27 protein-coding genes and 1 riboswitch are annotated in these 26,994 nt (G+C 52.5%); of the genes, 11 read left to right on the forward strand and 16 right to left on the reverse strand.

The window, feature by feature from the left end:
- The 3 genes from E2L00_RS04715 to mntP all read left to right on the forward strand — a co-directional run bounded on the left by E2L00_RS04715 (position 1) and on the right by mntP (position 2,611).
- Entirely contained in the window at positions 1-855 is an 855-nt protein-coding gene (locus tag E2L00_RS04715; RefSeq protein WP_167607768.1) for a PTS mannose transporter subunit IID, read from the forward strand.
- A gap of 353 nt (positions 856-1,208) precedes the next feature.
- Positions 1,209-1,667: a DUF986 family protein gene (locus tag E2L00_RS04720; protein ID WP_167607769.1), complete on the forward strand. Its 459-nt coding sequence runs from the start codon at positions 1,209-1,211 to the stop codon at positions 1,665-1,667.
- Positions 1,668-1,864: 197 nt separating this feature from the next.
- Positions 1,865-2,038: riboswitch (yybP-ykoY riboswitch) on the forward strand.
- 6 nt (positions 2,039-2,044) lie between these two features.
- Entirely contained in the window at positions 2,045-2,611 is a 567-nt protein-coding gene (mntP, locus tag E2L00_RS04725; protein WP_167607771.1) for a manganese efflux pump MntP, read from the forward strand.
- A 1-nt stretch (position 2,612) separates the two neighbouring features.
- Here mntP and rlmA read toward each other — a convergent pair whose 3' ends face one another.
- The 7 genes from rlmA to mgrB all read right to left on the reverse strand — a co-directional run bounded on the left by rlmA (position 2,613) and on the right by mgrB (position 7,904).
- Entirely contained in the window at positions 2,613-3,419 is an 807-nt protein-coding gene (gene rlmA / locus E2L00_RS04730; protein ID WP_167607772.1) for a 23S rRNA (guanine(745)-N(1))-methyltransferase, read from the reverse strand.
- A 62-nt stretch (positions 3,420-3,481) separates the two neighbouring features.
- Positions 3,482-5,230, reverse strand: coding sequence for a peptidoglycan glycosyltransferase FtsI (gene ftsI / locus E2L00_RS04735; RefSeq protein WP_167607774.1), 1,749 nt, complete (start codon positions 5,228-5,230; stop codon positions 3,482-3,484).
- A gap of 230 nt (positions 5,231-5,460) precedes the next feature.
- Positions 5,461-5,670: a transcription antiterminator/RNA stability regulator CspE gene (cspE, locus tag E2L00_RS04740; protein WP_001062678.1), complete on the reverse strand. Its 210-nt coding sequence runs from the start codon at positions 5,668-5,670 to the stop codon at positions 5,461-5,463.
- 39 nt (positions 5,671-5,709) lie between these two features.
- Positions 5,710-5,826 carry a DUF2627 domain-containing protein gene (locus E2L00_RS04745; protein WP_167609586.1) on the reverse strand — a complete coding sequence of 39 codons (117 nt, stop codon included), beginning with the start codon at positions 5,824-5,826 and terminating at the stop codon, positions 5,710-5,712.
- A 540-nt stretch (positions 5,827-6,366) separates the two neighbouring features.
- Complete coding sequence (locus E2L00_RS04750; protein ID WP_167607775.1) at positions 6,367-7,365, reverse strand: MBL fold metallo-hydrolase; 999 nt, start codon at positions 7,363-7,365, stop codon at positions 6,367-6,369.
- Between the two features lie 42 nt (positions 7,366-7,407).
- Complete coding sequence (locus E2L00_RS04755; RefSeq protein ID WP_167607776.1) at positions 7,408-7,686, reverse strand: YebO family protein; 279 nt, start codon at positions 7,684-7,686, stop codon at positions 7,408-7,410.
- 74 nt (positions 7,687-7,760) lie between these two features.
- A complete protein-coding gene (gene mgrB / locus E2L00_RS04760) occupies positions 7,761-7,904 on the reverse strand; it encodes a PhoP/PhoQ regulatory lipoprotein MgrB (protein WP_167607779.1) in 144 nt (47 codons plus the stop codon).
- A 160-nt stretch (positions 7,905-8,064) separates the two neighbouring features.
- On the opposite strand from mgrB, the gene E2L00_RS04765 reads away from it, so the two are divergent.
- Positions 8,065-8,307, forward strand: coding sequence for a YobH family protein (locus tag E2L00_RS04765; RefSeq protein ID WP_167607781.1), 243 nt, complete (start codon positions 8,065-8,067; stop codon positions 8,305-8,307).
- A 202-nt stretch (positions 8,308-8,509) separates the two neighbouring features.
- Here the strand turns inward: E2L00_RS04765 and kdgR are convergent, their stop codons facing one another.
- Positions 8,510-9,301, reverse strand: coding sequence for a DNA-binding transcriptional regulator KdgR (gene kdgR / locus E2L00_RS04770; RefSeq protein WP_167607783.1), 792 nt, complete (start codon positions 9,299-9,301; stop codon positions 8,510-8,512).
- A 177-nt stretch (positions 9,302-9,478) separates the two neighbouring features.
- On the opposite strand from kdgR, the gene E2L00_RS04775 reads away from it, so the two are divergent.
- Positions 9,479-10,852 carry an MFS transporter gene (locus tag E2L00_RS04775; protein WP_167607785.1) on the forward strand — a complete coding sequence of 458 codons (1,374 nt, stop codon included), beginning with the start codon at positions 9,479-9,481 and terminating at the stop codon, positions 10,850-10,852.
- Positions 10,853-10,894: 42 nt separating this feature from the next.
- On the opposite strand, the gene htpX is transcribed toward E2L00_RS04775, so the two are convergent.
- The 4 genes from htpX to E2L00_RS04795 form a co-directional block, all read right to left on the reverse strand.
- Positions 10,895-11,776: a protease HtpX gene (htpX, locus tag E2L00_RS04780; RefSeq protein WP_167607787.1), complete on the reverse strand. Its 882-nt coding sequence runs from the start codon at positions 11,774-11,776 to the stop codon at positions 10,895-10,897.
- Positions 11,777-12,137: 361 nt separating this feature from the next.
- Positions 12,138-14,186 carry a carboxy terminal-processing peptidase gene (gene prc / locus E2L00_RS04785; protein ID WP_167607789.1) on the reverse strand — a complete coding sequence of 683 codons (2,049 nt, stop codon included), beginning with the start codon at positions 14,184-14,186 and terminating at the stop codon, positions 12,138-12,140.
- 20 nt (positions 14,187-14,206) lie between these two features.
- Positions 14,207-14,887, reverse strand: coding sequence for an RNA chaperone ProQ (gene proQ / locus E2L00_RS04790; protein ID WP_167607791.1), 681 nt, complete (start codon positions 14,885-14,887; stop codon positions 14,207-14,209).
- Positions 14,888-14,990: 103 nt separating this feature from the next.
- Positions 14,991-15,479, reverse strand: a complete 489-nt coding sequence (locus tag E2L00_RS04795; RefSeq protein ID WP_167607793.1) for a GAF domain-containing protein — start codon at positions 15,477-15,479, stop codon at positions 14,991-14,993.
- 170 nt (positions 15,480-15,649) lie between these two features.
- On the opposite strand from E2L00_RS04795, the gene yebS reads away from it, so the two are divergent.
- From yebS to E2L00_RS04820, 5 genes are all read left to right on the forward strand, one after another.
- On the forward strand, positions 15,650-16,894 hold the full coding sequence (yebS, locus tag E2L00_RS04800) for a membrane integrity lipid transport subunit YebS (protein WP_167607796.1): 1,245 nt from the start codon (positions 15,650-15,652) through the stop codon (positions 16,892-16,894).
- A complete protein-coding gene (locus E2L00_RS04805) occupies positions 16,863-19,496 on the forward strand; it encodes a PqiB family protein (RefSeq protein WP_167607799.1) in 2,634 nt (877 codons plus the stop codon). Before yebS ends, E2L00_RS04805 begins: the two co-directional genes overlap by 32 nt.
- Before the next feature lie 205 nt (positions 19,497-19,701).
- Positions 19,702-21,144: a 16S rRNA (cytosine(1407)-C(5))-methyltransferase RsmF gene (rsmF, locus tag E2L00_RS04810; RefSeq protein WP_338031896.1), complete on the forward strand. Its 1,443-nt coding sequence runs from the start codon at positions 19,702-19,704 to the stop codon at positions 21,142-21,144.
- Positions 21,145-21,256: 112 nt separating this feature from the next.
- Positions 21,257-21,496 carry a YebV family protein gene (locus E2L00_RS04815; RefSeq protein WP_167607804.1) on the forward strand — a complete coding sequence of 80 codons (240 nt, stop codon included), beginning with the start codon at positions 21,257-21,259 and terminating at the stop codon, positions 21,494-21,496.
- Between the two features lie 106 nt (positions 21,497-21,602).
- Positions 21,603-21,794, forward strand: coding sequence for a YdfD/YebW family protein (locus E2L00_RS04820; protein ID WP_167607807.1), 192 nt, complete (start codon positions 21,603-21,605; stop codon positions 21,792-21,794).
- A 3-nt stretch (positions 21,795-21,797) separates the two neighbouring features.
- Here the strand turns inward: E2L00_RS04820 and E2L00_RS04825 are convergent, their stop codons facing one another.
- The 4 genes from E2L00_RS04825 to E2L00_RS04840 all read right to left on the reverse strand — a co-directional run bounded on the left by E2L00_RS04825 (position 21,798) and on the right by E2L00_RS04840 (position 26,034).
- Entirely contained in the window at positions 21,798-22,442 is a 645-nt protein-coding gene (locus tag E2L00_RS04825) for a metallophosphoesterase (RefSeq protein ID WP_167607810.1), read from the reverse strand.
- Positions 22,443-22,496: 54 nt separating this feature from the next.
- Positions 22,497-23,030: a GNAT family N-acetyltransferase gene (locus E2L00_RS04830; RefSeq protein ID WP_167607813.1), complete on the reverse strand. Its 534-nt coding sequence runs from the start codon at positions 23,028-23,030 to the stop codon at positions 22,497-22,499.
- 12 nt (positions 23,031-23,042) lie between these two features.
- Positions 23,043-24,296 carry an MFS transporter gene (locus tag E2L00_RS04835; protein WP_167607815.1) on the reverse strand — a complete coding sequence of 418 codons (1,254 nt, stop codon included), beginning with the start codon at positions 24,294-24,296 and terminating at the stop codon, positions 23,043-23,045.
- Between the two features lie 247 nt (positions 24,297-24,543).
- Positions 24,544-26,034, reverse strand: coding sequence for a SulP family inorganic anion transporter (locus tag E2L00_RS04840; protein ID WP_167607818.1), 1,491 nt, complete (start codon positions 26,032-26,034; stop codon positions 24,544-24,546).
- A 558-nt stretch (positions 26,035-26,592) separates the two neighbouring features.
- Between E2L00_RS04840 and E2L00_RS04845 the strand changes: the two genes are divergently transcribed.
- Positions 26,593-26,769, forward strand: a complete 177-nt coding sequence (locus E2L00_RS04845; protein ID WP_167607821.1) for a con-10 family general stress protein — start codon at positions 26,593-26,595, stop codon at positions 26,767-26,769.
- The last annotated feature ends 225 nt before the right edge of the window (positions 26,770-26,994 follow it).

A 26,994-nucleotide genomic window follows, 5' to 3' on the forward strand; every position in this document is an offset into this window, starting at 1 on the left:
ATGGTTGATACCACCAAAACAACGACTACCGAGAAGAAACTTACTCCGGGCGATATTCGCGGCGTGTTCATGCGTTCAAACCTCTTCCAGGGGTCATGGAACTTCGAACGTATGCAGGCGCTGGGCTTCTGCTTCTCTATGATCCCGGCCATCAAACGCCTGTATCCTGAGAACAACGACGCGCGCAAACAGGCGATTAAACGTCACCTGGAATTCTTTAACACCCATCCGTATGTTGCAGCGCCAGTGCTGGGCGTTACGCTTGCGATGGAAGAACAGCGTGCGAACGGCGCTGAAATCGACGATGGTGCCATCAACGGTATCAAAGTTGGTCTGATGGGGCCGCTGGCAGGCGTGGGCGATCCAATTTTCTGGGGCACCGTGCGTCCTGTATTCGCCGCGCTGGGCGCCGGGATTGCCATGAGCGGCAGCCTGCTGGGTCCGCTGCTGTTCTTTATCCTGTTTAACGCCGTGCGTTTGCTGACCCGCTACTACGGTGTGGCATACGGTTACCGTAAAGGTATTGATATCGTTAAGGATATGGGCGGCGGCTTCCTGCAGAAATTGACCGAGGGGGCATCTATTCTTGGCCTCTTTGTGATGGGGGCGCTGGTCAACAAGTGGACGCACGTTAACATACCGCTGGTGGTGTCGAAAATTACCGACCAGACCGGTGCGGTTAAAGTCACTACCGTACAAACCATTCTCGATCAGCTGATGCCGGGCCTGGTGCCGCTGCTGCTGACCTTCGCCTGTATGTGGCTGCTGCGTAAGAAAGTCAATGCGCTGTGGATAATCATGGGCTTCTTCGTCATCGGTATTGTTGGTTATGCTATCGGCCTGCTGGGCCTGTAAGTCGCTTTCCTGTAAACCGGGGCGTTGCCCCGGTTACAGTGTCGGCCACCCGAAAACGTGGTTTTCAGATGGCCGGGATAAACCAGAAGACAATATTCTTTGGGTTTGTCAGGACTGGCTTCAGTACTTTATGGCTGAAGAAAGCATGAAGGTTCTGACCGGGGCGCTGCCCCGGTTTATTCAGTGTCGGCCACCCGAAAACGTGGTTTTCAGATGGCCGGGATAAACCAGAAGACAATATTCTTTGGGTTTGTCAGGATTGGCTGCAGTACTTTATGGCTGAAGAAAGCATGAAGGTTCTGACCGGGGCGCTGCCCCGGTTTGTTATTGGTGGGTAAGGACGTGGAGTTGCCATGACGTTAACGGATGTCGTACTGCTGGTATTTATTGTTCTGCTGCTGGGTTGGGCAATCTATGACGAGTTCTTGATGGACAGGTTGAAAGGCAAAACGCGCCTGGCTATTCCCCTTCTGCGCCGCAACCGCATCGACAGCACCATCTTTGTTTTTCTGGTCGGGATCCTCATTTATAACAACGTCACCACCAACGGAACTGCGATAACCACATGGTTATTATCCGCGCTGGCGTTGATTGCCGTTTATCTGTCATGGATTCGCCAGCCTAAGTTGTTGTTCAAAAATGATGGTTTTTTCTTTGCCAGCGTCTGGATCCGCTATTCCCGAATAAAAGAGATGAATTTATCTGAGGATGGCGTGCTGGTGATGCAATTAGAACAGCGCCGCCTGCTTGTCCGCGTCAGGAATATAGACGACCTGGAAAGGATTTATAAACTTCTTGTTGTAACTCAATAGGTTAAAAAGATAGCAATCTCTATATTTTTTAACCAATTTGCCGAATTAAAAACATAGCCAAAGCTATTTCCGGCTATTCTCTGCGCTTATTTATTAACGTTTTGATTACTTTTCTAATTAAATAACAATCGTTATCATTTGCAGGATTAAGCCTCAATATCAATTATTGTTTTATCTTCAAAAAATATGTTAAGGTTGCGCCCGTCGTTGGGGAGTAGCCGATTTTCACAGCAGTGAAAATGTACATGTCAACATACTCGTTCTAAGAACGTGGCGTGTACGACTCAGTTATGAGTAGGCGAGACCATAGGCACGTAACCATCGAACGTTGGGGATGGGCGACGTGTATATGGATATTACCCAACTGAGGCGCTGTAATGAATCTCTCCGCAACTCTCCTTCTCGCATTTGGCATGTCGATGGATGCTTTTGCAGCATCAATCGGGAAAGGTGCCTCGCTTCATAAACCCAGATTTTCAGAAGCGCTCCGCACGGGCCTTATTTTCGGCGTCATTGAAACCCTTACTCCGCTTATCGGCTGGTGCCTTGGCCTGCTGGCAAGCCAGGTGGTGCTGGAATGGAACCATTGGGTGGCCTTTATCCTGCTGGTTTTCCTTGGCGGAAGAATGCTTATCGAGGGAGTTCGGGGCGGCGAGGCAGAGGATGCACCGAAGCTGCAGCGTCACGGGTTCTGGCTTTTAGTCACCACCGCCATTGCCACCAGCCTGGACGCCATGGCGGTTGGGGTTGGTCTGGCATTCCTGCAGGTGAACATCATCGAAACCGCGCTGGCGATTGGCTGCGCCACGATGATAATGTCCACGCTGGGCATGATGGTTGGCCGTTTTATCGGCCCGATGCTGGGTAAACGCGCCGAGATCCTCGGTGGCCTGGTATTAATCGGCATTGGCTGCCAGATTCTGTACGGCCATTTTTATCCTTAAGCTATCCCTCGCGTCGCCAGACCCGCACCACAAAGTCGGTTTCACAGGCAAACGCCGTTTCTGCTTTCAGCGCCTCCCATATTTCCGGGCGCGCACGCCAGGCAAACGGCGTCATTTGTAATAGCGCCACGGCTTCTTCTCCCTTAAGCGTCATCGGCCAGCCAATCTGTAGGGTCTGCTCCTGCGTAAAGCCGGGCAGCGATTCAACCTCTTCCGAATGCAATAAAACGTCCTGATAGAGTAAACCTTTTAGCTGCATCAGATGGCGCGGGCCGGGCGTGCCGGTAATGACCACGCCGCCAGGTTTGACTACACGCGCCAGCTCTTCGGCCTTGCACGGAGCAAAGATTCGTACTACGGCATCCAGGCTACCGTCATCAAACGGCAAACGATGGCTGGAAGCGACGCAAAAATGCACCTGAGGATAGCGCTTAGCCGCATAGCGAATCGCCACTTTTGAAACATCCAGTCCCCAGATATTTTCCGTAAGCCCTGTTAACGCCCCGGCAAATCCAGCGGTGTAATACCCTTCTCCACAACCGATATCCAGCAGCTTTTCCGGCGCGAAACGCGTCAGAATCTGACAAATAGCATCGCGCAGCGGCTGGTAATGCCCCGCATCAAGGAATGCCCGGCGGGCCTGCATCATCTCAGCGCTGTCGCCCGGATCTTTGGAGTGCTTATGCTGTACCGGCAGCAGATTCACGTAGCCTTCTTTCGCCTTGTCGAACCGGTGTCCCTGCGGACAAACAAAACTTTTTTCCTCAGCGGCAAGGGAGGAATGGCAAAGCGGGCAGAGATAGGACATGGTGACTCCGGGCAACTATAGAGAACGCAAGTGTAACGCTTACGCTCCGCCACGAAAAGCGGCTACAGCGCCGGGGCCGTCTCCTGTGCCTTATTCATCAATACCAGACGCTTATCTCCCGGCGGTAAACCATCCGGTTCGACGTTTTCCAGGCGTAACACGTCGCCCATGATTTGGCTGAACACCGGCGCCGACACCGCCCCACCGTAATAGGCCCCGTTAGAAGGATCGTTAATCACCACGGCTAACGCAAAGCGAGGATTGCTGGCGGGTGCGACGCCTGCGGTGTAGGCAATATATTTATCGATATATTTGCCGTCATCACCAATTTTCTTCGCCGTCCCGGTTTTCACCGCTACGCGATAGCCGCGCACGGCAGCTTTTGTGCCGCCACCGCCCGGCAGCGCCACGCTTTCCATCATATGTTCAACCTGATGGGCGATCTGCGCGGATATCACGCGTTGCCCAACCACCGGCGGATCGACTCGCGTAATGGATAATGGCCTGGAAATGCCATAGCTCCCGATGGTTGCGTAAACGTGCGCCAGTTGCAGCGGGGTCACCATCAATCCATAACCGAATGAGAACGTTGCACGATCCAACTCTCCCCAGCGCCGCCGGTGCGGTAGTGAACCGCTGCTCTCCCCCGTTAAGCCCAGGCCTGTGGGCGTGCCAAAACCAAAGCTTTTATAGGTATCCAGCAGAGCCTGAATCGGCATGGCAAGCGAAAGCCGGGAAACCCCGGTATCGCTGGATTTTTGTAAGATGCCGGTGAGCGTTAATTGTGGATAGAACCCCACATCGCGGATCCGGTGGCCATCAAGCGTATAGGGGTGCGTATCCACCACGCTATCCGGCTGAACGATCCCCTGCTTCAGGGCAGTCATAATGACCATAGGCTTAACCGTAGAGCCGGGTTCGAAGGTGTCGCTGATGGCGCGGTTACGGAAATCGTCTAAGGTTGCCCCGTCGCGATTATTTGGATTAAAGGTCGGGTAACTGGCCATCGCCAGCACTTCACCGCTATTCACATCAATAATCACCGCCGCGCCTGAGCGCGCTTTATTCCAGGATACCGCATTGCCCAGCGCATCTTCCGTCATCGTCTGCAGACGCTCATCGATACTCAAAATAATGTTGTGTGCCGGTTTCGGCGGCGTCTCTGTAATATTCTCAATCACGTGGCCATAGCGATCTTTACGCACCAGACGCTCGCCTGAAGCGCCGGTTAGCTGGCGGTCGAAGCTCTTTTCAATGCCCTCAATACCCCGATCGTCGATATTGGTAAATCCCAGCAAATTCGACGCAACGTGTCCGGCTGGATAAAACCGGCGAGATTCTTCGCGCAACGAGATACCGGCAACGTTTAATTTGTCGATCCAGGCCGCTTGCTGAGGATCAAGCTGGCGAGCAAGGTAGATAAAGCGGCTGTGCTCGTTATGATGAATACGCGCTGCGATTGTACTCAACGGCATGTGTAATGCATTAGCGAGCGCCTGCCAGCGACGGTCGAACTGGACGCCTCCTTTTTCCATAATTATTTTTGGATCGGCCCACACCGCCTCGACCGGGACGCTCACCGCCAGCGGACGACCGTCGCGGTCCTGTATCATGCCGCGCGGCACCATAATGGTTTTTTCGCGCAGGGATCGCATGTCTTCCTGTCTGACAAGATTATCGGGAGAGATAATCTGTAGCCAGGCCACCCTGCCAAGCAAAAAAACCAGGCTTAGCAGGATTGCCAGACAAAGCAGACCAAAACGCCACTGGATGAAACTGCCCACGAGCGCGGGGGTAATTTTCCTCACCATCAATCCTTATCAAAACGTAAGCGAATAAAAATTTAAACAGACTTTCGCGGCGGTTCGTGCGGAAACAGTGCTAAATCATTCGCAGGAGTGCAACAAGAGGCAACGCGGGGAGGATTCTGGTAATACTTTGAAAGGTATTGCTTTTGTTTCAACCATTAAAAAGCCCCGCTACAAGAGCGAGGCTTTTAATTCAATTAGGCGTTTTGGCGCCTGAGCCTAATTCAACTGAATTAGATGGCAGTCACGTTAACTGCAGCAGGGCCTTTCTGGCCGTCCTGGATTTCGAACTCAACGTTCTGGCCTTCAGCCAGAGTTTTGAAGCCGTTACCCTGGATTGCAGAGAAGTGTACGAACACATCTTTGCTGCCGTCAGCAGGAGTAATGAAACCAAAACCTTTAGACTCGTTGAACCACTTAACTTGACCTTTAATCTTTGCCATTTTGCAAATTCCTTAGATAGTTTTCTTCGCCCGCAGGCATTACTTAGATAAAACAGAGACGTTACTGCTTGAGGCACTAATATAAGGCTCGGCAGAGAAGCGGTATTCAACGACAACGTGTTTACTCAGGACTTCTATACTGAAAATGCCACACATAAACAGAACTGTACCTCGTTTAACCCAAAGTGTTATCACATACAACGTAAACAATGGCAAGCCATTTTTAAGCACGTATCGATCTGCCGCACAGATTCCAGAAACTGTACATTTGCCGGTGAAAAACAAACGTACACTTTATGAATAAAACACTTCGCAAGCTCACGCTTGCCGCTGTGCCTGCAACAGCAAGATTCTGACAACTTTTTTACCATAGCTCAAAGGCTTCACTTCGTCCAGGCGAAGTCTTAAAAAGGCGTCAGCCCCCTCGCTATATTTATGCATATTACCGCATAACTATGCAAAAAATGAGCAATACAAACCGGGTCTATTTGACATCAGGTTAAAAAACTTTCAATTCCAACCCAAATAGAATAAAGCTTGCACAGCTAACCGCTAATATTATGCAAGAATAATGAAATCTTAATGACGCTGCGTTTCGCCAGGAAGCAATAAAAACGTTTCGCTATAATATATCCCACCAAACGAGAGACTGATGGTGCGGTAAAAATAAAAAATATAATTCTGCAATAATAACTATTACTTATTTTTAAATAAGCTCGCGCTTTGTCCAATGATGAACGGCATGAAACCTTCTGCCCTCTCGCCAGCGGCCGAGAGCGCCGCAAGCAGCTCCTGCGGCGGCTGATCCAACGACTCGTCCGCAAGCTCAAATACGCCCCAGTGGATGGGTATCGTCATGGGGCGGCCAATCTGCTGCCATAAGGTAACGGCCTGTTGGGGATCCATATGATGAGCGCCCATAAACCAGCGCGGTGCGTAGGCGCCAATCGGGATAGCGGCGGCGTCCAGCGGCCCTAAACGCAGCGCAATGTCCGCCAGATCGCTGGTAAACCCGGTATCGCCGCTAAACCAGAAGCGTAGCCGCGCTGTTTCAATAACCCATCCACACCACAGGCTGCGATTGCGATCCCATAGCGATCTCATGCTCCAGTGCTGCGCCGGAACGGCGGTAATGGCCATTCCCTTCCAGGTTAACGCCTGCCACCAGTCAAGCTCGGTCACATGACGAATGCCGCGTCTTGTAAACCAGCGCTTTAGCCCCAGCGGCACAAAGAAGCGTGCATCGGGGAAGCGCCTGGCAATCTGACGCACCGTAGCGTTATCGAGATGATCGTAATGATTATGGGAAATAAGCACCGCATCAAGCTGGGGAAGCTCGTTGATATGCAGCGAAACCGGCGTTTTACGCAGGGGACCGGCAAAGGAGAACGGAGAAGCGCGCCGGGAGAAAACCGGGTCGGTGAGCAGATATTGCCCTTGCAGACGTAGCAGCAAACTCGCATGCCCCAACCACCAGACACGATCGTCATCACCGCTCACCTGGGCTTTTTGCCACCAGCGCTCAATAAAAGCCGGATATCCGCCGGACGGAGGATGCGGAAGCCCCTGCGCCTTTCTTTCTTCACGCCAGCGCTTAACATCGCCCGGCTGACGTTTCAGAGCATGCAGATTACGAAAGCCATCGGGAAGATGGTGTGGCTGCTCGGGATCGAACCAGGGATTTTTCCACGGCATACCGGCTCCTGAAAGAAAAACAGTGGACCACCCGGCAGAGCGTTAACGCTCTGCGACCAGACGGACAAAATCGTCCTCATCTTCCTCTGCCGCCGCCGTCGCTTTTTTCTCAACTTCCGGCTCGTTTGCTTCACACAAACGACGCAGCAGAGCGTTCTGGCGCTTTTGCTGATCGAGCAGTTCTTCAAGCAGAGCGATTTGCTCATTTGCACGGCTGCTGGCGCGATTAACAAAAAACCACAGTACCAGACCAACTAACAGCACAACCAGGGAGACTGCCAGAGACGCAATATTAACAATGCCAACGTTCAGTTCGTTCATCTTACCACCTCAACAAAACGCGTATTCTACACCTGCCCGAGCGCAGGGAAATCACCACAACGATTAAAAATATCCTACCAGGGGATAAATTTATTGATGGTGCAAATGCCGCTGAAAAATTGTACATCCTGATCGCACAATACATTGACCATTTGGGTCCAAAGAAGCAGGCAGACGACGACAATCGCCGCCAGGATACCCCATCGGTACTTTTTCACGCATTTCTCCACTTCAACGCTAATCTTCTGCCAGCGTAACACCGTTAAATTAAACCTGACTTAACCGCCGTTGCATTTAACTATCAGGAATCCTGATAGTTAAATGCAAAACAAACCGCTACGCTGAGAGGCAGGATACACAGCAAAAAATGAGGTTTCTATGCGTATGGTGATCCGTGCCGTTATTGTTATTGCACTTTTGTGGATCGGTTTGCTCTTATCGGGCTATGGCGTTTTGATTGGCAGTAACGAAAATGCCGCAGGTCTGGGCTTACAATGTAAATACTTAACCGCGCGCGATGTGGTTACGGCCCAGTTCGTTCACACCGATAGCGGGATTATTGGGCTCACCAGCTGCCCGGTTTTGCGTAAAAGCGTCACCGTTATTGACGACGGCCGCTAATAAAAACGCCGCATTGGGCGGCGTTTCAGACTGATGATATACTCTCAACCAGCACAGGTTGAACGTCTACCATCGAATAAAAAATAAGCAAAATCAACGCAGTGATTTTCGGCTGATAACCACAAAGAAGAAAAAACCACGCTTTTTCCTTCTTTGTCAGCAATCTAAAACGCCACATTTAGCGGCGCTTTTTAAGCATCTGTCAGAATGGATAATCGTGATAACCCATTTGTCTGGAGATAATTCGCGCAGCATCGTGAAGCATCGCTACGTATTCGTGCAAACGTTCTTCTGAGAAACGCAACGTTGGAAAAGAAATACTCAACCCGGCAATGACTACGCCAAAACGGTCAAATACGGGTACGCCAATGCAACGCAGCCCTTCTTCCTGTTCCTGATTATCTTCCCCGTAGCCCTGCTCGCGAACCTGATCCAATTGCGGAAGCAGCTCTTCGGTGCTCATAATCGTGCGGTCCGTACTGCGCGTATATTCCACGCCCGCGAGAATTTCTTTCACTTCTTCCCGATCGCGCCACGCCAGCAGCACTTTACCAATGGCGGTGCTGTATAACGGATTACGCCGCCCCACGCGGGAGTACATTCGCAGGTTATACATGGAATCGATTTTATGGATGTAGACAATACTGTCTTCATCCAGCGCGCCCAGGTGAATTGTTTCTTTAGTCAGCCGCGATAGCTCGCGCATTTGAATGTCTGCGCTGCGAATCAAATCGACATTTTGTAGCGCGCGAGCGCCCAGTTCAAACAGCTTTAGCGTCAGGGAATATTTCTCAGACTCGCCTTCCTGAGCGACATAGCCCAGCGATTTCATGGTTTGCAAAAAGCGATAGACGGTGCTTTTTGACATCATGACGCGTTGCGAAAGTTCAGTGATACCAATTTCACGTTCTTCGCCAAGAGCCTGTAAGATGCCAAAAACTTTCAGGACAGAAGAGACAGAATCAGGTTGTTTATCCAGATCTGCGATTGCCATTGATCACCTCGATCGCATGTGTTTTATAAAAATCAGAACCGGTTTTTAGTATAATTTGACGCACGGTCTACCGCAATCTATGTCTGCTATTTCGTTACAAATCTGCGGCATACTGCAGAAATATCGATGCTAGAATAATTGTTCGTAAAATAATACCCACAAAACCACATTATTGATATGGATACAATCCTCTCCGATGGACTGCCAACGCCCAGGCGTTATGGCGCCATATTTACCATTGCCCTGGGTATTACCGTTGCGGTGCTTGACGGTACAATTGTTAACGTTGCGCTCCCGACTATTGCCCACGACCTCAGCGCCAGCCCGGCAGAATCTATTTGGGTAGTGAACAGCTATCAAATCGCCATAATTGTATCGCTGTTATCTATGTCGTTTTTAGGCGATCTTTTCGGTTATCGTCGGGTTTATCAGTGCGGCCTGGTGCTTTTTTGCCTGACGTCATTATTCTGCGCCCTTTCCACTTCGCTTCCCATGTTAACCGTGGCTCGCGTGCTCCAGGGCTTTGGCGGTGCCGCATTAATGAGCGTAAATACCGCCCTGATCCGGCTTATTTATCCGCAACGTTTTCTTGGGCGCGGCATGGGCATTAACTCATTTATTGTCGCCGTCTCTTCGGCTGCCGGACCAAGCGTCGCAGCCGCCATACTCGCCGTAGCGTCCTGGCAGTGGCTGTTTTTAATCAACGTACCCATCAGCATTATTGCGCTTCTTTTTGCCTTGCGTTATTTACCGCCGAATCAGCAAAAAGCCCAGGGACAGCGTTTTGATATCCCGAGCGCCATTATGAACGCCCTGACTTTTGGCCTGCTTATTTCCGCCATTAGCGGTTTCTCGCAGGGACAATCAGGCGCGTTGATTACCGGTGAGCTGGTCGCGCTGGTTATCGTTGGCTACTTCTTTATTCGTCGCCAGCTGGCCCTGCCGTTTCCGATATTGCCGGTCGATTTGCTGCGTATTCCCGTTTTTTCCCTCTCGATGGTCACATCCGTCTGTTCATTTACGGCGCAGATGCTGGCGTTTGTCTCTCTTCCTTTTTTCCTGCAAACCGTGCTTGGCCGCAGCGAGGTAGGCACCGGCCTGCTGCTGACCCCATGGCCGCTTGCCACAATGGTGATGGCCCCGCTTGCCGGATATTTAATCGAGCGTGTTCACGCAGGTTTATTAGGTGGGATTGGCCTGGCGGTGATGGCGACAGGGCTGTTCGCCCTGGCTTTACTGCCGCATAACCCAGGCAATGTGGATATTGTCTGGCGTATGATCCTGTGCGGTGCGGGCTTCGGGCTGTTCCAGTCGCCTAACAACCATACGATTATCTCCGCCGCGCCGCGCCACCGCAGTGGCGGAGCCAGCGGGATGTTAGGCACTGCGCGTCTGCTGGGGCAAAGCTCGGGAGCCGCGTTGGTGGCATTGATGTTCAACCTGTTCCACGCGCATGGTACTCACGCCTCCCTTCTGTTGGCGGGTAGTTTTGCCACGCTTGCGGCGATTGTCAGCAGCTTACGAATGTCACAGCCACGGGTTCAGGCATAAAAAAAGCGTGCCGCTCAGGGCACGCTTTTCTCATTTTACCGCTTACTTCAGGTAGTCACCGTTACGCAGCGCTTCGATACGTTTGTCCAGCGGCGGGTGCGTCATAAACAGTTCGCTCATGGATTTCGCCTTACCGTTAATACAAAACGCCATCATGCTGCTGGCTTCCTGCGGTTCGTAGCTGGTTTTCAGACGCTGAAGCGCCGCTATCATTTTTTCACGGCCAACCAGTTTTGCGGACCCCGCATCGGCGTGAAATTCGCGATGACGCGAGAACCACATCGTGATAATGCTGGCGAGAATACCAAATACCAGCTCCAGCACCGTCGCAACGGCAAAGTACACCAGCGGGTTACCGTTGCTGCCTTCGCCTTCGTCACGGTTGCCGGACAGGAAGCCGGAAGCCACCTGAGCGATAATACGAGAAATAAAGATTACGAAGGTGTTCACCACGCCCTGAATCAGCGTCATGGTGACCATGTCGCCGTTAGCGATGTGGCTGATTTCGTGAGCGATCACCGCCTCGGCTTCATCGCGGCTCATGTTCTGTAAAAGACCGGTACTGACGGCAACCAGTGAAGCATCGCGGCGAGCGCCGGTCGCGAACGCGTTAATGTCCGGCGCATGGTAGACAGCTACCTGCGGCATGGCGATGCCCGCCTGTTGCGACTGACGGTGAACGGTTTCCATCAGCCAGCGTTCCGTTTCATTGCGCGGTTGCTCAATCACTTCGCCGCCCACGGAACGCAATGCCATCCATTTCGACATCAGCAAAGAAACAATTGAACCGCCAAAACCAAACAATACCGCCATGATCATCAGACCAGAAACGCTGCTTGACTGGATCCCCGTCAGGCTTAGCACCAGCCCGAAAACGACCATAACCGCAAGGTTGGTCAGCAGGAAAAGCCCGATACGCATCATAATTTTCTATTTACCTCGGTTAACAATACGCACTGTGCGTTACCCCACATCGTAGGGGCAAGCCTGCCATTTTCAAGCAACATTTCATTACAAGTGGTTAATAATACATAACTTTACATTGTGCAAAGGCGCCGCTTACGTGGCTTAAGAGAGGCAAAAAAACGGGCACAATTGCTTATGCCCGTTGCAGACTGATAACAAACTTCATGCTTGCGAAGTTCTGAAAGATGTCGTCCAACAAATTAACGGGAAAATCAATTCGTTGATTTTCGGCAGATAACCGCAAAGGAGGAAAAACCACGCTTTTTCCTCCTTTGGCAGCAAATATTAAACGGGCACAATTGCTTGTGCCCGTTTGAGGTTACTTAGCGGCGGCGGGTTGCGCTGCCGGCTCGTCCTTTTCCATTTTCGCAAGGTCCAGGGCAATGTGAACCGTTTCATCAAGATACGGATCCGGCTCCTGATAATCCTTCGCTAAATCGTCCAGTTTTTTCAGCGGCGCTTTACCTTCACGCTTGAAGCGGTCGTTAATGCGCGCCAGCCGCGTGGCATCGTCTTCCTGGTTTTCTTTCTCACGCTGGGCAAGATTCAGGGATACGATGTTGCGTTTCTCTTTCAGGGCATTGAAGCGCGCAATGTCCTTCATGATGTACTGGAACTCAGGATCGACCGCGATGCGGTCCTGGTGAAGCTTGAGCAACTGCGACTCAAACGGCGCCAGATCGCCTGATTTAACGTAGGTGGCAGCCTCGATGCTGTCCCACGGCAAGGCATTATCTTCGAACTTCTCGCCGGTTTCGGTCTCTTGTGTGCCGGTAGGCATCATGATATCCGGCGTGACACCTTTACGTTGGGTACTGCCGCCATTAATGCGGTAGAACTTCTGAATGGTGTACTGCACGGAACCCAGAGCAGGCCATTCCGGACGCAGCATCTGATCGTAAATACGATTCAGCGAACGATACTGCTGCACGGTGCCTTTACCGAACGTCGGCTCGCCAACAATCAGCGCGCGGCCATAGTCCTGCATTGCAGCAGCAAAGATTTCCGAGGCGGAGGCGCTGAAACGGTCAACCATCACCACCAGCGGACCTTTGTAGTAAACCACGCCGTCGGTATCGCTATCTTCACGAACTTTACCGTTGTTGTCGCGAACCTGCACCACCGGGCCGCCAGGAATAAACAGGCCGGATAGAGACACCGCTTCAGTCAGCGCCCCGCCGCCGTTAGAACGCAGATCGATGATCACGCTCTTCACGTTCTGTTTTTCCAGCTTTTGCAGCTGGACCTTGACGTCATCCGTGAGGCCAACGTAGAAGCCCGGGATGTCCAGCACGCCTACTTTTTCTTTGCCCACGGTTTTCACTGTCAGCTTCACGGCGCGGTCTTCAAGGCGAATACGTTCGCGCGTTAACGTTACGATGCGGGTTTTGCTTCCCTTACCAGCAGGCAGGATTTCCAGACGAACTTTACTGCCCTTTGGTCCTTTGATCAGGGCGACGACGTCATCTAAGCGCCAGCCGATGACATCCACTATCGTCTTGCCTGGCTGGCCGACGCCAACGATACGATCGCCTACGGTAATCGCCTTGCTTTTCGCCGCCGGGCCGCCCGCTACCATGGAATTGATAACCGTGTAGTCATCGTCCATTTGCAGCACGGCGCCAATACCCTCAAGCGACAGGCTCATTTCCGTATTGAACTGTTCGGTATTGCGTGGAGAGAGATAGTTAGTATGCGGGTCGATTTCATGCGCAAAGGCGGTCATCGCCAGGGAGAAGACGTCTTCGCTGTTGGACTGCGTCAGACGACGAATCGCGAACTGATAACGTCTGGTCAGCGCTTCGCGAATTTCCTGCTCATTTTTGCCGGTCAGCTTCAGGCTGAGTTCGTCATACTTAACCTTGCTGTCCCAGAGCTGGTTTAACTCCGCAACGCTTGTCGGCCATGGCGATTTACTGCGGTCAAGATTAAAGGTGTCGTTACCCGTGAAATCCATAGGTTTTTCAAGCACCTTCAGCGCATACTGGTAACGTTCAAAACGGCGCTTTTGACCCAGGTTGTACAAATCGTAAAACACATCCAGCTTGCCCGAACGAAGCTCATCGCCAATCTTACTTTTCCTGGCCGCGAACTGCTCAACGTCGCTGGCAAGCAGCACGTTGTGGCTAAAGTCGAGCAGGTTCAGATAGCGGGAAAAGATTTTGGCGGAGAAGTTTTGGTCGAGGTCAAACTGGCGGTAATGCGAGCGAGTAAAGCGCGACGTTACGCGCTCACTCACCGTGGCATGCTGTGCTTCTTCCTTTAACTGCGGGATTTGGTCAGCACGCGTGATGTTCTCAACGGCCAGCGCGCTGCCTGCGAGAAACAACAGGCTAGCGACGGCCGTAAGCTTAAAGAGTTTGTTCATGCCCGGGTATGGCCTCCGTTTCAGAACTGCAAGTGTTCTGCGCGTACAATCATAGCCATACCAGAAGTCAGCTGTACACGGACGCCATCTTTGGTAATTTCCAGTACGGTGGCATCCATCGCGTTGTTACCCGCTTTGACTTTAATTGCCTGTCCAACCTGCAGCGCTGAGATATCCGTTACCGGCGTGCGTTTTTCTTCGCGTGGCGCCTGAGCAACCGGCTTATCAGCACGAGGTTTACGTTCGGCTCCTTCTTTGCGACGCGGTGCCGGGCGTGGTTTACGTTCGCGACGAGGCTTGTCTTCGACAGTCTCACCGTTTGCGATGGCCGCTTCGCGTTTTTTCGCAAGCTGTTCAGCGCGCTGAGCCTGAACGCGAGCTTTTGCTTCTTCAAGCTGCTTGCGGGCGTGTTCAACGTGTTGCTCGTCCAGCTCGCCGCATGGGTTGCCGTCGAGATCGACACGAACCGCGCCGACTTTAATACCGTACAGGTAGCGCCAGCTTGAAGTATAAAGACGTAACGCGGAGCGAAGCTGGGTTTTACTGAGGCTCATTTCGCCTTCAACGCGCGCGACCAGATCCTGGAAGATTCCAATCTTCAGGGGGCGAGCTTCACCTTCAGCGCTGAAGCACTGTGGGAAACGCTCAGCCAAAAAGGTAATAACTTCTTTGCTGCTATTCAACTTGGGTTGATTTTCCATGAAATTTCCTGATTACAACGGAGTCGCCAACAAACCGCGGCATGAACAGGCGACATTATAATGACGCTATCGGCAAATGCCACGTTATCCGTTGCTTATCATGCTAACGAGTGAAGAATTTTTTATAATCCGTAGCGGTTAGCAGTTGTGAAAGCTGCGTAACCAGTTGGGATAAGCCTTGTTGATCGTCCGGCGCGAAGCGCCCGTATTCGGTGCTATCGATATCCAGCACACCGATAACCTCGTCATTCACCACCAGCGGGAAGACGATTTCGGCATTACTTGAGGTATCGCAGGCGATATGACCATCAAAAGCGTGCACATTTTCTACGCGCTGGACTTCGCCGGTTGAAACCGCCGTGCCGCAGACGCCCTTGCCCACAGGAATACGCACGCAGGCAATCTTGCCCTGGAAAGGGCCCAGAACCAGAGTGTTGCCTTCCAGCAGGTAGAATCCCGCCCAGTTTACGCCATCAAGGCGTTCAAAGAGCAACGCGCTTGTATTAGCGAGCGTTGCCAGAAAACTCGTTTCACCTGCCATTAACGCGCTGAAATCGCGGTTTAAATCCGCGTAAAATTGTTCTTTGTTCATTGAATAACCATTTTGTTGTCTGACGCTACTGCATAGCATACTAAAATAAGCACTAAATGCGCTGTTCCACAAGGTGTATCATTTTGTGAATTACTATAGGCTTGACGCCACAAACCATATCAGAGCGAGATACAACATGCCGCACGGGTATTTCTGGCCGACGACGAAAAATGAAAATATACGCCATTAGTCAGGTTTTGCCGCAGGCACGTTATCAGCGTTGCCCCCAATGCGATACACTTTTCTCTTTACCTGGGGTTAAATCATTCCAAAGCGCCTGCTGTCCTCGCTGTGACGCTACAGTGCATGACGGGCGCGACTGGTCTTTAATCCGGCTGGCCGCAATGGCAGTCGCCATGCTGGTGCTGATGCCTGTCGCCTTCTCCGACCCTCTGCTGCGTATTTACCTGCTGGGAGCGAAAATTGATGCCAATGTTTTTCAGGGCATCTGGCAGATGGCCCGTCAGGGCGATGCGATTACCGCAGCTATGGTGCTTTTTTGCGCGGTGGGGGCGCCCGCAACCCTCGTCGCGGCGCTCGCGTATCTCTATTTCGGAAATATTCTCGGCATGAACCTGAGGCCGGTATTGCTGATGCTCGATAAGCTTAAAGAATGGGTAATGCTGGATATTTATCTGGTGGGCATTGGCGTTGCATCCATCAAAGTCAAAGAATATGCCTTTATGCAGCCCGGTCCGGGCCTTGTCGCCTTTGTCGCCCTCGTTATCTTGAGCCTGCTGACCATGATTCACCTGAACGTTGAACAGCTCTGGGAAAAGTTTTATCCCCAGCGGCCCGCTCGCGCTTTCAACGCCCAGCTACGCGTGTGCCTCGGCTGCCATTTTACCGGCGTGCCCGATAACCGTGGCCGCTGCCCGCGCTGCCACGTGCCGCTGCGCCATCGCCGCCGTCAGAGCCTGCAAAAATCCTGGGCCGCGCTCATCGCTTCATTAGTGTTCCTGTTTCCCGCAAATTTGCTGCCCATCTCCGTGATTTACGTTAACGGCGCACGCCAGGAAGATACTATCCTCTCCGGCATTATTTCGCTCGCCAGCAGCAATATCGCCGTAGCCGCGGTGGTATTTATTGCCAGTATTCTCGTACCTTTTACTAAAGTAATTGTAATGCTTACGCTTTTGTTAAGTATCCACTTTAAATGTGAAAGAGGACTGCGCACGCGCATTTTGCTGCTGCGATTTATTACCTGGATTGGCCGCTGGTCGATGCTTGACCTGTTCGTGATCGCACTCACTATGTCGCTGGTCAACCGTGACCAGCTGCTGGCATTTACTATGGGACCCGCCGCGTTTTATTTTGGCGCGGCGGTAATTTTAACTATTCTTGCTGTCGAATGGCTGGATAGCCGACTGCTTTGGGACGCACATGAGTCAGGAAACGCCCGCTTCACCGACTGAGGCGCGAATTAAAACAAAACGCAGGATTTCTCCTTTCTGGTTACTGCCAATTATCGCCCTGCTGATCGCCAGCTGGCTTATCTGGACAACCTATGAAGAGCGAGGCACCACGGCCACCATTGACTTTATTTCTGCGGACGGCATTGTCGCCGGGCGCACGCCCGTACGCTATCAGGGTGTCGAAGTTGGCACCGTGCAGAACGTCAGCCTTGGCGATAACCTCAATAAAATCGAGGTCAAAGTCAGTATAAAAAGCGACATGAAAGATGCGCTGCGCGAGGAAACGCAGTTCTGGCTTGTGACGCCTAAAGCTTCTCTGGCGGGAGTGTCCGGTCTGGATGCATTAGTCGGCGGTAACTACATCGGCATGATGCCCGGCAAAGGCGAGCCCAAAGATCATTTTGTTGCCCTCGACACGCAGCCCAAATATCGTCTGAACAACGGCGAGTTAATGATTCATCTTCGCGCCCCGGATTTAGGCTCGCTGAACAGCGGTTCGCTGGTTTATTTCCGTAAAATTCCCGTTGGCCGCGTTTACGATTACACCATCGGCCCGAACAAACGGGACGTCATTATAGATGTGTTGATCGATCGTCGTTTCACCAACCTTGTAAAAAAGGGCAGCCGCTTCTGGAACGTTTCCGGGGTAAAAACCGATATCAGCCTTAGCGGGGCGCAAATTCAGCTTGAGAGCCTCGCAGCGCTTGTTAACGGCGCAATAGCTTTTGACTCGCCGGAAGGTTCGCAACAGGCGAAAGCCGAAGACGAATTCGGCCTCTACGAAGACCTGGCCCACAGCCAGCGAGGCGTGCTGATAAAACTCGATCTGCCGGGTGGTGAAGGCCTGAAGGCTGGCTCAACGCCGTTGATGTATCAAGGGCTGGAGGTGGGAACGCTGACAAAACTTAATCTGGTTCCCGGCGGCGCGGTGACCGGCGAAATGACGGTCGATCCCGGCGTGGTTAACCTTATGCGCAGCGGTACCCGTATCGAGTTGCGCAGCCCGAAAATCTCCCTGAGCAATCCGAACATCAGCAGCCTGCTGACGGGCAGCACCTTTGAGCTGGTTCCGGGCGAAGGCGACCCACAGGATCATTATGTGATACTGCCGAGCGACAAAACGCCGCTGCAGCAGCCTGACGTTCTGACGCTCAGCCTGACCGCGCCGGAAAGCTATGGCATCGATGCGGGCCAGCCCGTTATCCTGCACGGTATTCAGATAGGCCAGGTTCTGGAGCGTTCGTTAAGCACCAAAGGCGTGAGCTTTGCCGTCGCCATCGAACCACAGTACCGTCACCTGTTACAGGGCGACAGTAAATTCGTGGTGAACAGCCGCATCGACGTCAAACTGGGTATGGACGGCGTCGAGTTCCTCGGCGCCAGCGCCAGCGAATGGGTCAGCGGCGGCGTTCGCGTTATTCCTGGCAGCAAAGGCAAGATGAAATCCAGCTATCCGCTGTATGCCAACCTGGAAAAAGCGGTGGAAAACAGCTTAAGCGACCTCCCTACCACCACCTTAACGCTTACGGCCGCAAGCCTGCCGGATATTCAGGCTGGCTCCGTGGTGCTGTACCGTAAATTCCAGGTCGGTGAAATCATCACCGTCCGCCCAAAAGCCAATAGCTTTGACATTGATGTCCATATCAAACCGGAATATCGCAAACTGCTTACCCCAAGCAGCGTGTTCTGGGCCGAAGGCGGCGCGCGAGTACAGTTGAACGGCAGCGGCTTAACCGTTCAGGCCTCCCCGCTTTCGCGTGCTTTAAAAGGAGCCATCAGCTTCGATAACCTTAGCGGCGCGGGCGCGGGCTTCAACAAAGGTGATAAACGCGTGCTGTACGCGTCGGAAACGGCCGCCCGCGCGGTCGGCAGCCAGATCACGCTGCATACCTTTGACGCCGGTAAACTCTCCGCCGGGATGCCTATTCGCTATCTGGGGATCAATATCGGCCAGCTTGAATCGCTGAATCTCACCGAATCGCGCAGCGAAGTGGAAGCCAAAGCGGTGCTGTACCCGGAGTTTGTGACCACATTCGCTCGCGGTGGCACACGTTTCTCCGTGGTGACGCCGCAAATTTCGGCAGCGGGTGTCGATCATCTGGATACTATCTTCCAGCCGTATATCAACGTCGAACCTGGCCATGGCGCTCCGCGACGCGACTTTGAACTGCAGGAAATCTCCATCACCGACTCGCGTTATTCAGATGGCCTGAGCATCGTGCTTGAAGTGCCCGAAGCCGGCGCGCTGAGTATTGGTACGCCGGTGCTGTTCCGTGGCGTGGAAGTGGGTACCGTGACGGGACTTACGCTTGGCAATCTATCCGACCGCGTAATGGTCGGCCTGCGTATCAGCAAGCGCTTCCAGCATCTGGTGCGCGACAGCTCGGTCTTCTGGCTGGCCTCAGGCTACAGCCTCGATTTCGGGCTGACCGGCGGCGTGGTGAAAACAGGTACCTTTAGCCAGTTCATTCGCGGCGGCATAGCCTTTGCGACCCCTCCGGGCACGCCGCTGGCGCCGAAAGCCGAACCGGGTAAACACTTCCTGCTGCTGGAAAGTGAACCAAAAGAGTGGCGTCAATGGGGCACCGCCCTGCCACGTTAATCTACGCGCCCCGGTATCAAGCCGGGGCGTTTAGATTTCTGGCAACCGGCTGAAAAACATGCTTTTCGAGTCGTTGGGTTAAGCCAGAATACCCGATCCGCTGTTTTTATTATTGCTGCGTTCAATATTTATGCGCGTCTCTGCTGTCCGTCATCCCGGGCGTTTATGCTACACTGCGCGCCTTATTTTTCTGTGGAACTCCCAAGTGGCCCAAACTCACTCCGCTTATCTGCCGCAATCTTTCCTTGACGTGATGCGTGATGCGCTGCCCGCAGGGCAATCGCTCGAGAGCTTTATCGAGTACTGCCAGCGCCCGCTGCGCCGCAGTTTGCGCGTTAATACGTTAAAGATTTCGGTCACCGAATTCCTTGCACTCGTTGCGCCATACAACTGGCAGCTCACGCCGGTTCCATGGTGTGAAGAAGGATTCTGGATTGAGCGGGAAGACGAGGAAAGCCTGCCGTTGGGCAGCACAGCCGAACACCTGAGCGGCTTGTTTTATATTCAGGAAGCCAGCTCAATGCTGCCCGTTGCGGCACTGTTTGCCGACGGCCGCGAGCCACAGCGCATCATGGATGTCGCCGCCGCCCCAGGCTCCAAAACCACGCAAATTGCCGCGCGCATGGGCAATCGGGGCGCCATTCTCGCCAACGAATATTCCGCCAGCCGGGTAAAGGTTCTGCATGCCAATATCAGCCGCTGCGGGATCGGTAACGTCGCGCTAACCCATTTTGATGGCCGGGTGTTTGGTGCCGCTCTGCCAGAGTGCTTCGACGCTATTCTGCTGGATGCTCCCTGCTCGGGCGAAGGCGTGGTGCGTAAAGATCCCGACGCCTTACGTAACTGGACGCCAGAAAGCACCGCCAGCATTGCCGACACCCAGCGGGAACTCATCGCCAGCGCATTTCATGCCCTGCGCCCCGGCGGCACGCTGATTTATTCCACCTGCACGTTAAACCGCGAAGAGAATCAGCAAATCTGCCAGTGGTTGCTTGATGAATGGCCTGATGCGGTTGAAATCGAATCGCTTCACGATCTTTTCCCGCAGGCGGACAAAGCCATTACGAAAGAAGGTTTCCTGCACGTCTTCCCGCAGATTTACGATTGCGAAGGTTTTTTCGTGGCGCGTCTGCGTAAAACTGCTTCTGTCGAACCATTGCCGCAGCCAGGTTATAAAGTGGGCAAATTCCCCTTTACGCCGTTGCACGGACGGCCTGCTGCGGAAGTTATCACGTCGGCGGCAAAAGTGGGTATCAGCTGGGGCGATGAACTCAAGCTGTGGCAGCGCGACAAAGAGATCTGGTTATTTCCGACAGAAATCGTGCCGCTGATTGGCAAGGTGCGCTTTTCGCGCATCGGCCTGCGCCTCGCAGAGCAGCATAATAAGGGTTACCGCTGGCAGCACGAAGCCGTTATCGCGCTCGTTGCGGGCACCACCCCGCTGGCCTTTGCATTAACGGAGCATGAAGCGCAAGAGTGGTATCGCGGACGTGACGTTTACCCGCAATCAATGCCCGCCGGCGACGATGTCGTGGTGACTTTTCAGGGGCAACCCCTTGGCCTGGCAAAGAAAATCGGTTCACGTCTGAAGAACAGCTATCCGCGCGAACTGGTGCGTGATGGCAAACTGTTCTCGGGCGGCCATTAATTCACGACAAAAATAAGCGCTTTTTATTTGGCACTTTTTGCACAATTGACTAGGCTCAAATTTGGGTGACTTTACTGGTCATACCACGCTAAGTGGACCGGAGGAGAGCGAGATGACGAAAACTAACGTACGAATAGGCAACTTCGAAATTGAAGATGCCGAATTACACGGTGAGCAGCAAGGCGAACGAACGTTAAGCATCCCTTGTAAATCTGATCCCGATCTGTGCATGCAATTAGATGCCTGGGATGACGAAACCAGCATTCCCGCCATACTGGATGGCGAGCATTCCGTACTTTATCGTCAACATTACGACCAACAGTCCGATGCATGGGTCATGCGCCTTGCCTGATTCAGAATGAACCCGTCGCCGCAGACGGGTTATTTATGCCTTTGATTTCCCCTCTTTTTGCCATATCCCCTACAATTAAGCCAAACGGAACGGTTTTGAGGCGCTAATGTTTGCGTTGGTTTTATTTGTTTGTTACCTGGACCGTGGGTGCGACGATATCGTGGTTGACGTGTTTAATACCGAGCAGCAATGTCTGGTTGCTATGGATGAGCAGCGGATGCGACACGGCGGCTGTTATCCGGTAGAGGATTTTATTGACGGCTTCTGGCGACCAGCGCAGGAGTACAGCGATTTGTAACCATTACTGCACCTGAACCAGAGTGAGCTTGTTACCAAACACCGCGCCGGTATCAATATAATTCTGATTATTGTAGTGAGCGGCTTCTTTTAGCGGCGTATGCCCGAAGTAAAACTGGTCGGCTCCGGTGATATTCTCGCCCTTCCCCAACATGTTTTGATTCAGCCTTTCGCGGCTCCAGACCAGACGATGTTCATCTACCGGCTTGTTCCAGGCGTAATGCGAAGAGGGATAATCCGCGTGGGCAATAACGAAAGTTTGGTTGTGGCTATGCAATTCAATAATCAGCGGCAGTTCCCGGCAATGCAGCAGCGCGTCGTGCACGTGTTGCCTGCGTTCTTCCGGCAGCCCGCGAAACCAGTCGCCGCCGTTCATCACCCACAGCATTCTGTCACCCATTTCGAGTGCATCAATGGCCATTTCCTCGTGGTTACCACGAACGGCTTTAAACCACCGCTTGTCTAATAATGCCAGGCAACCGGGGCTGTCCGGCCCGCGATCAATCACATCCCCCACGGAGATGACTAAATCCTGCCAGGGATCGAAGTGGTGAGTCTTAAGCAGCGCGACCATTTTCGCCAGGCAGCCGTGCAGGTCGCCCACAATGTAGATATGCCGCCAGTTTTCACCGTCAATACGCTGATACATAACGCCTCCTCCGGCCGATACCCGATTAACAAGTATAGGCCAGAGACATGCGCCTTATAAGGCCGGCTGGCGGGTAAGCATCTGCACCTGTTTGTCATGATAAGTAACGTAGTGCTGGAAAGTGAAACCAAAGCGTTTCGCCAGGTTAAGGGAACGCTGGTTATCATCGTCAATAATGCAGCAGACCGGCCCTTTGAAGGTGTTATCGGCCCACGTTAAAATTGCCGCCAGCGCTTCTGCTGCATAACCTTTGCCATGTACTGCCGGAACCAGCGACCAGCCAGCTTCTGGGTATTCCAGCGCGGGCGTCAGGTCGCGACGGGCATTTTGAAAGCCAAACGAGCCAACATAGCGCCCTGAAGCTTTATCAAATATCGCCCAGTAGCCGTAGCCTAACGCATGCCAGTGACCGATGTAACGGAGTAAGCGCCCCCAGCTCATCTCGGCGCTCTGCGGCTTTCCGCCGCCGATAAATTTAACCATTGCCGGGTCGGCCCAGCAGGCTGCCAGATCATCAAAATCATCCAGCGTAAACTGGCGTAATACCAGACGTTCGGTTTCCAGGCGAGGTGCTTGTATCATAACCATCCTTTCTTATCGTTATAAGTTTTGTAGACGTGTCTGCATACCCGCTTTGCAGACGTAAATAATGGCGCATAGCAGCAAACTGAGTAGCGCCGTGGCGAGAAATACCCCGGCCCCGGTTAATGCGAGCAGCACGCCGCCAATCAACGGCCCGGTTGCGATGCCAAGCGTCGTCAAGTTTGCAGCGCCGAAATACGCGCCGCGATGCTCTGCCGGGGCCAGTTGGTCGAGCAAAATATTAAGGTTCGGCAGCAGAATCGCCTCGCCCAGGCTAAACACGACGGTGACCAGCAGCCAGGCCCAGGCATCCGGCGTACGCGTCGCCCAGAAGCAAAGCTGAGAGAACGCGAAGATTGCCCCGCCAAGAAAGATACGTTTCGGAAGGCTAACCTGTGCCAAAAACCGTATTAAAAAAGTCTGCGCGATAAGCACGGTAAAGGCGTTCCCAACCAGAATCAGCGTGATGAGTTTAACCGCCGCATCGGCATCAAGTAACAGCAAATACTGAGGAATCACCGACTCGTAGTTGACGTAGACAATGGTGCACAGGATGCTACACAACAAAGCCGCGACATAGATTTTGTCCCTCGCGATTACCATCATAATTTGATGGAATTTTACGGAAGCGTCTTCATGCGCTGACGGCTTATCAAGCAGCTTACCGGCGGGGATAAATAGCAGCACGTAAACGAGAAAAGGCAGATAGCTCAGGCCGGTAATCAGAAACGTCCCTTTCTGCGAAGTCAAACCAAAGGCAATGCCCACTAACGGACCGCTCACCGCTGCCACGTTGATCAGGTAATAACGGATTTGCAATGCCAGAGCGCGGCGACGTTTGTCCCCTAACAGGTCGCTCATCAGTGCCCTGACGGGTGGATCGACCCAGGCGAAGCACACGCCGATAATCATCAGCCCGGCAATAAACAGGCCCATGCCGGTGGCGAGCGCAAGCGTTGCATAGCCAACGGCGGAAAAGGCACAGCCTGCGAGAAGAATAACCCGTCGGCCTAATCTGTCCGATAGCTGCCCGCCATACATGCCCAGCACCACCGAAAGTAACGCGCTGCTGGTCATTGCCATACCAATGGAAACCGGCGTCATATGGTAATTTTGCGTCATGATCACCGCGATAAATGGCCACGTCATGAAGTAACTAAAGCGGATGAGTAGCGTAAAAAAAAGCAATGCATGCACGGTAGCCGGGAAGGTTTTTAGCGTCTGGATAAAGGTCGCCTGTACGCAAATCTCCGCGGCGGGTTTTGTCGTCATTCGTCATCCTGTTCATTCTCGTTATAAGGCGGCGGACCCGCGCAGCCTGAGCTAAGCGGTTAAATAGTAATAAAATTTTTCCGTCATCGCCGCAATGATAATGTTAAGAGAATGTTGAATTCGCCAGCTTGTTAGTTAAACAACGTCTGCGGCAGAGAAATATAGGGGAAAAATGTGATGCAGATAGAAAAAACCGGTGATTAATACTGAGATGCCGGTAACCCCTTGCAGGTTACCGGCCTGTGTTTTAAATCTTGCCGCTTAGCCGTCCGTGGAAATCAGCGCTACGAATATCAAGCCCGACAATATTTACCTGCGCATCGTAACGCTGATAACGCGTTTCGATGGCGTCCAGCACGGCGACCGTCGAGGCATCCCAGATTTGCGCCTGCGAAAGATCGATAGTCACCTTCTGCGGGTCATCCGCATAGTGAAAATGTTCAAACAGATCGTTGCTGCTGGCAAAGAACAGCGGGCCCGTTACAGTGTAACGCACAGATTGACCATCCGCTAAAAGCTGGCGTTCGGCACGCACAACGTGAGCGATACGACGAGCGAACAACATCATCGCAAAAATCACGCCTCCTACAACGCCTATCGCCAGATTACCGGTAAAGACCGTTGCAGCAACGGTGACAATCATAACCAGCGTTTCCGGAACGGGCATGCGCTTTAGCGTTTTGGGCGCCAGGCTATGCCAGTTGAGCGTTTTCACGGCCACTATCATCATGATGCCGGCCAGCACCACCATCGGAATTCTGGCCATCATATCGCTTAACGCGGTGACCAGCAGCAGGAGCACTAGCCCCGCAGCCAGCGTCGAAATGCGCGTGCGTCCCCTGCCCAACTCTACGTTCACAATGGTTTGCCCAATCATGGCGCAACCTGCGATGCCACCGTAAAATCCGGCAAAGATATTGGACAACCCCAGCCCCCAGCATTCGCGACGTTTGCTCGAAGGCGTATCCGTCAGTTCATCAACCAGCTTTGCAGTCAGCAAAGATTCCATCAGGCCTACGAAGGCAATACTTAATGCACACGGCCAGATGATGCTTAACGTATCAAGGTTCAGCGGCACCAGGAGTTCCGTCAGGCCGGGCATACCCGCCTGCATCGGGCCGGTATCGCCCACGGTCGGAACAGAAAACCCCATTGCAATACTGGCGGCGGTAATTACTACGATAGCGACCAACGGCGAGGGCACCGATTTCACAACGCGCGGCAACAGCAGAACAATGGCCAACGTTAACGCGAACAGCCCCCAGACCAGCGGGCTATTTCCCCACACATGAGGAACCTGAGCGAAGAAAATCAGAATACCGAGCGCGTTCACAAATCCCGTCATCACGGACAAAGGAATATAGCGCATCATGCGCGCAAACCCGGCCACGCCGAATAAAATCTGAATCAGTCCCGCAAGGATCACGGCGGGCAGGATGTAACCCACGCCGTGCAGATGAACCATCGGCCCAATGACCAGCGCGACCGAACCCGCCGCAGCGGTGACCATTGCGGGTCTGCCGCCCAGCACGGACATCGCCAGGCAAAGTACGATGGAAGCCACAAGGCTAACTTTTGGATCAACACCCGCAATAACTGAGAATGAAATTACTTCTGGGATCAGCGCCAGCGCGGTAATCACGCCAGCAAGCGACTCCCGCGCCAGCAGGCGCGGCGAGTGCAAAACGTAGCGAAGGGAATTCTCCTGCGCGTGCATCTGGGTTTGAGTGGTGGTCATAGTTTCGTCTTTGCAGGTTTATATTTTTATTACCCCGTCCTTCAGACGCGGCAGAATCAAGCAGAGCGTGATTGTACTGACAGATTAGTGAGGATGCTAATGAATATGGCCGGTGTCTTACTTCTCCGCGCCGTTAGCTATAACTAACCGATTTGAAAAACCAGCGTAAAAGCCCGGCAGCACGCTCCCCGCGACGGCTGACGTATGTTCGCCAGCAGGAAGTAAAAGGCCATATATAATCCGCAATATTGCTATTGTCTTTTCGCGCAGGAAAATGAACGCTTGTCTACCTCAATTGCGTTACTTTATCTATTTCTCGATTTAAGTGCCTGATAAAAAAATAAACTTCCGTCAGTAATAATATTTCTTAAACATTTGCACTTGTAAGAGAAGTTTACGCGAAATATATAATCTAGGAATAATCCTGGTATCGGCAAAGCATCGAAAATAATGCGCCTTATGATTTGTCATAATGCTATTGCCAGCTATAGTTAATATTGCTTAGCGGAGAGGCGCAGCCTTTCCATTATTTAACCAATACATTATGAGGTAATAATTATGACTCAGCATCGTGGCGGTTCAGGAAACTTTGCAGAAGATCGAGATCGTGCATCAGAAGCCGGTAAGAAAGGCGGTCAGCACAGCGGCGGGAACTTCAAGAACGACCCGCAGAAGGCCTCTGAAGCCGGGAAAAAAGGCGGCAAAAACAGCCATGGCGGCGGCCGCTCGTCTTAATCGCCCTTAAACATGTCGGTGAATGTAAGCGATTTTGCTTATCTCATTTGCATGAGTGACAGTAAAGTTAATTATTTATTAAGCTAACCTTACCGGCATCGGCAATCCTGTTTTAAATAACAGGATTGCCTTTTATTTTAATACATACTAAGGATATATTTGTATCAGCAATAGAATCTCTTAATAATGTATATATTCAAAACCATTCAATATTTATTGCGCTGG

Origin of the sequence: Cedecea colo (assembly GCF_011808225.1) — a bacterium.
Classification (GTDB): domain Bacteria; phylum Pseudomonadota; class Gammaproteobacteria; order Enterobacterales; family Enterobacteriaceae; genus Dryocola; species Dryocola colo.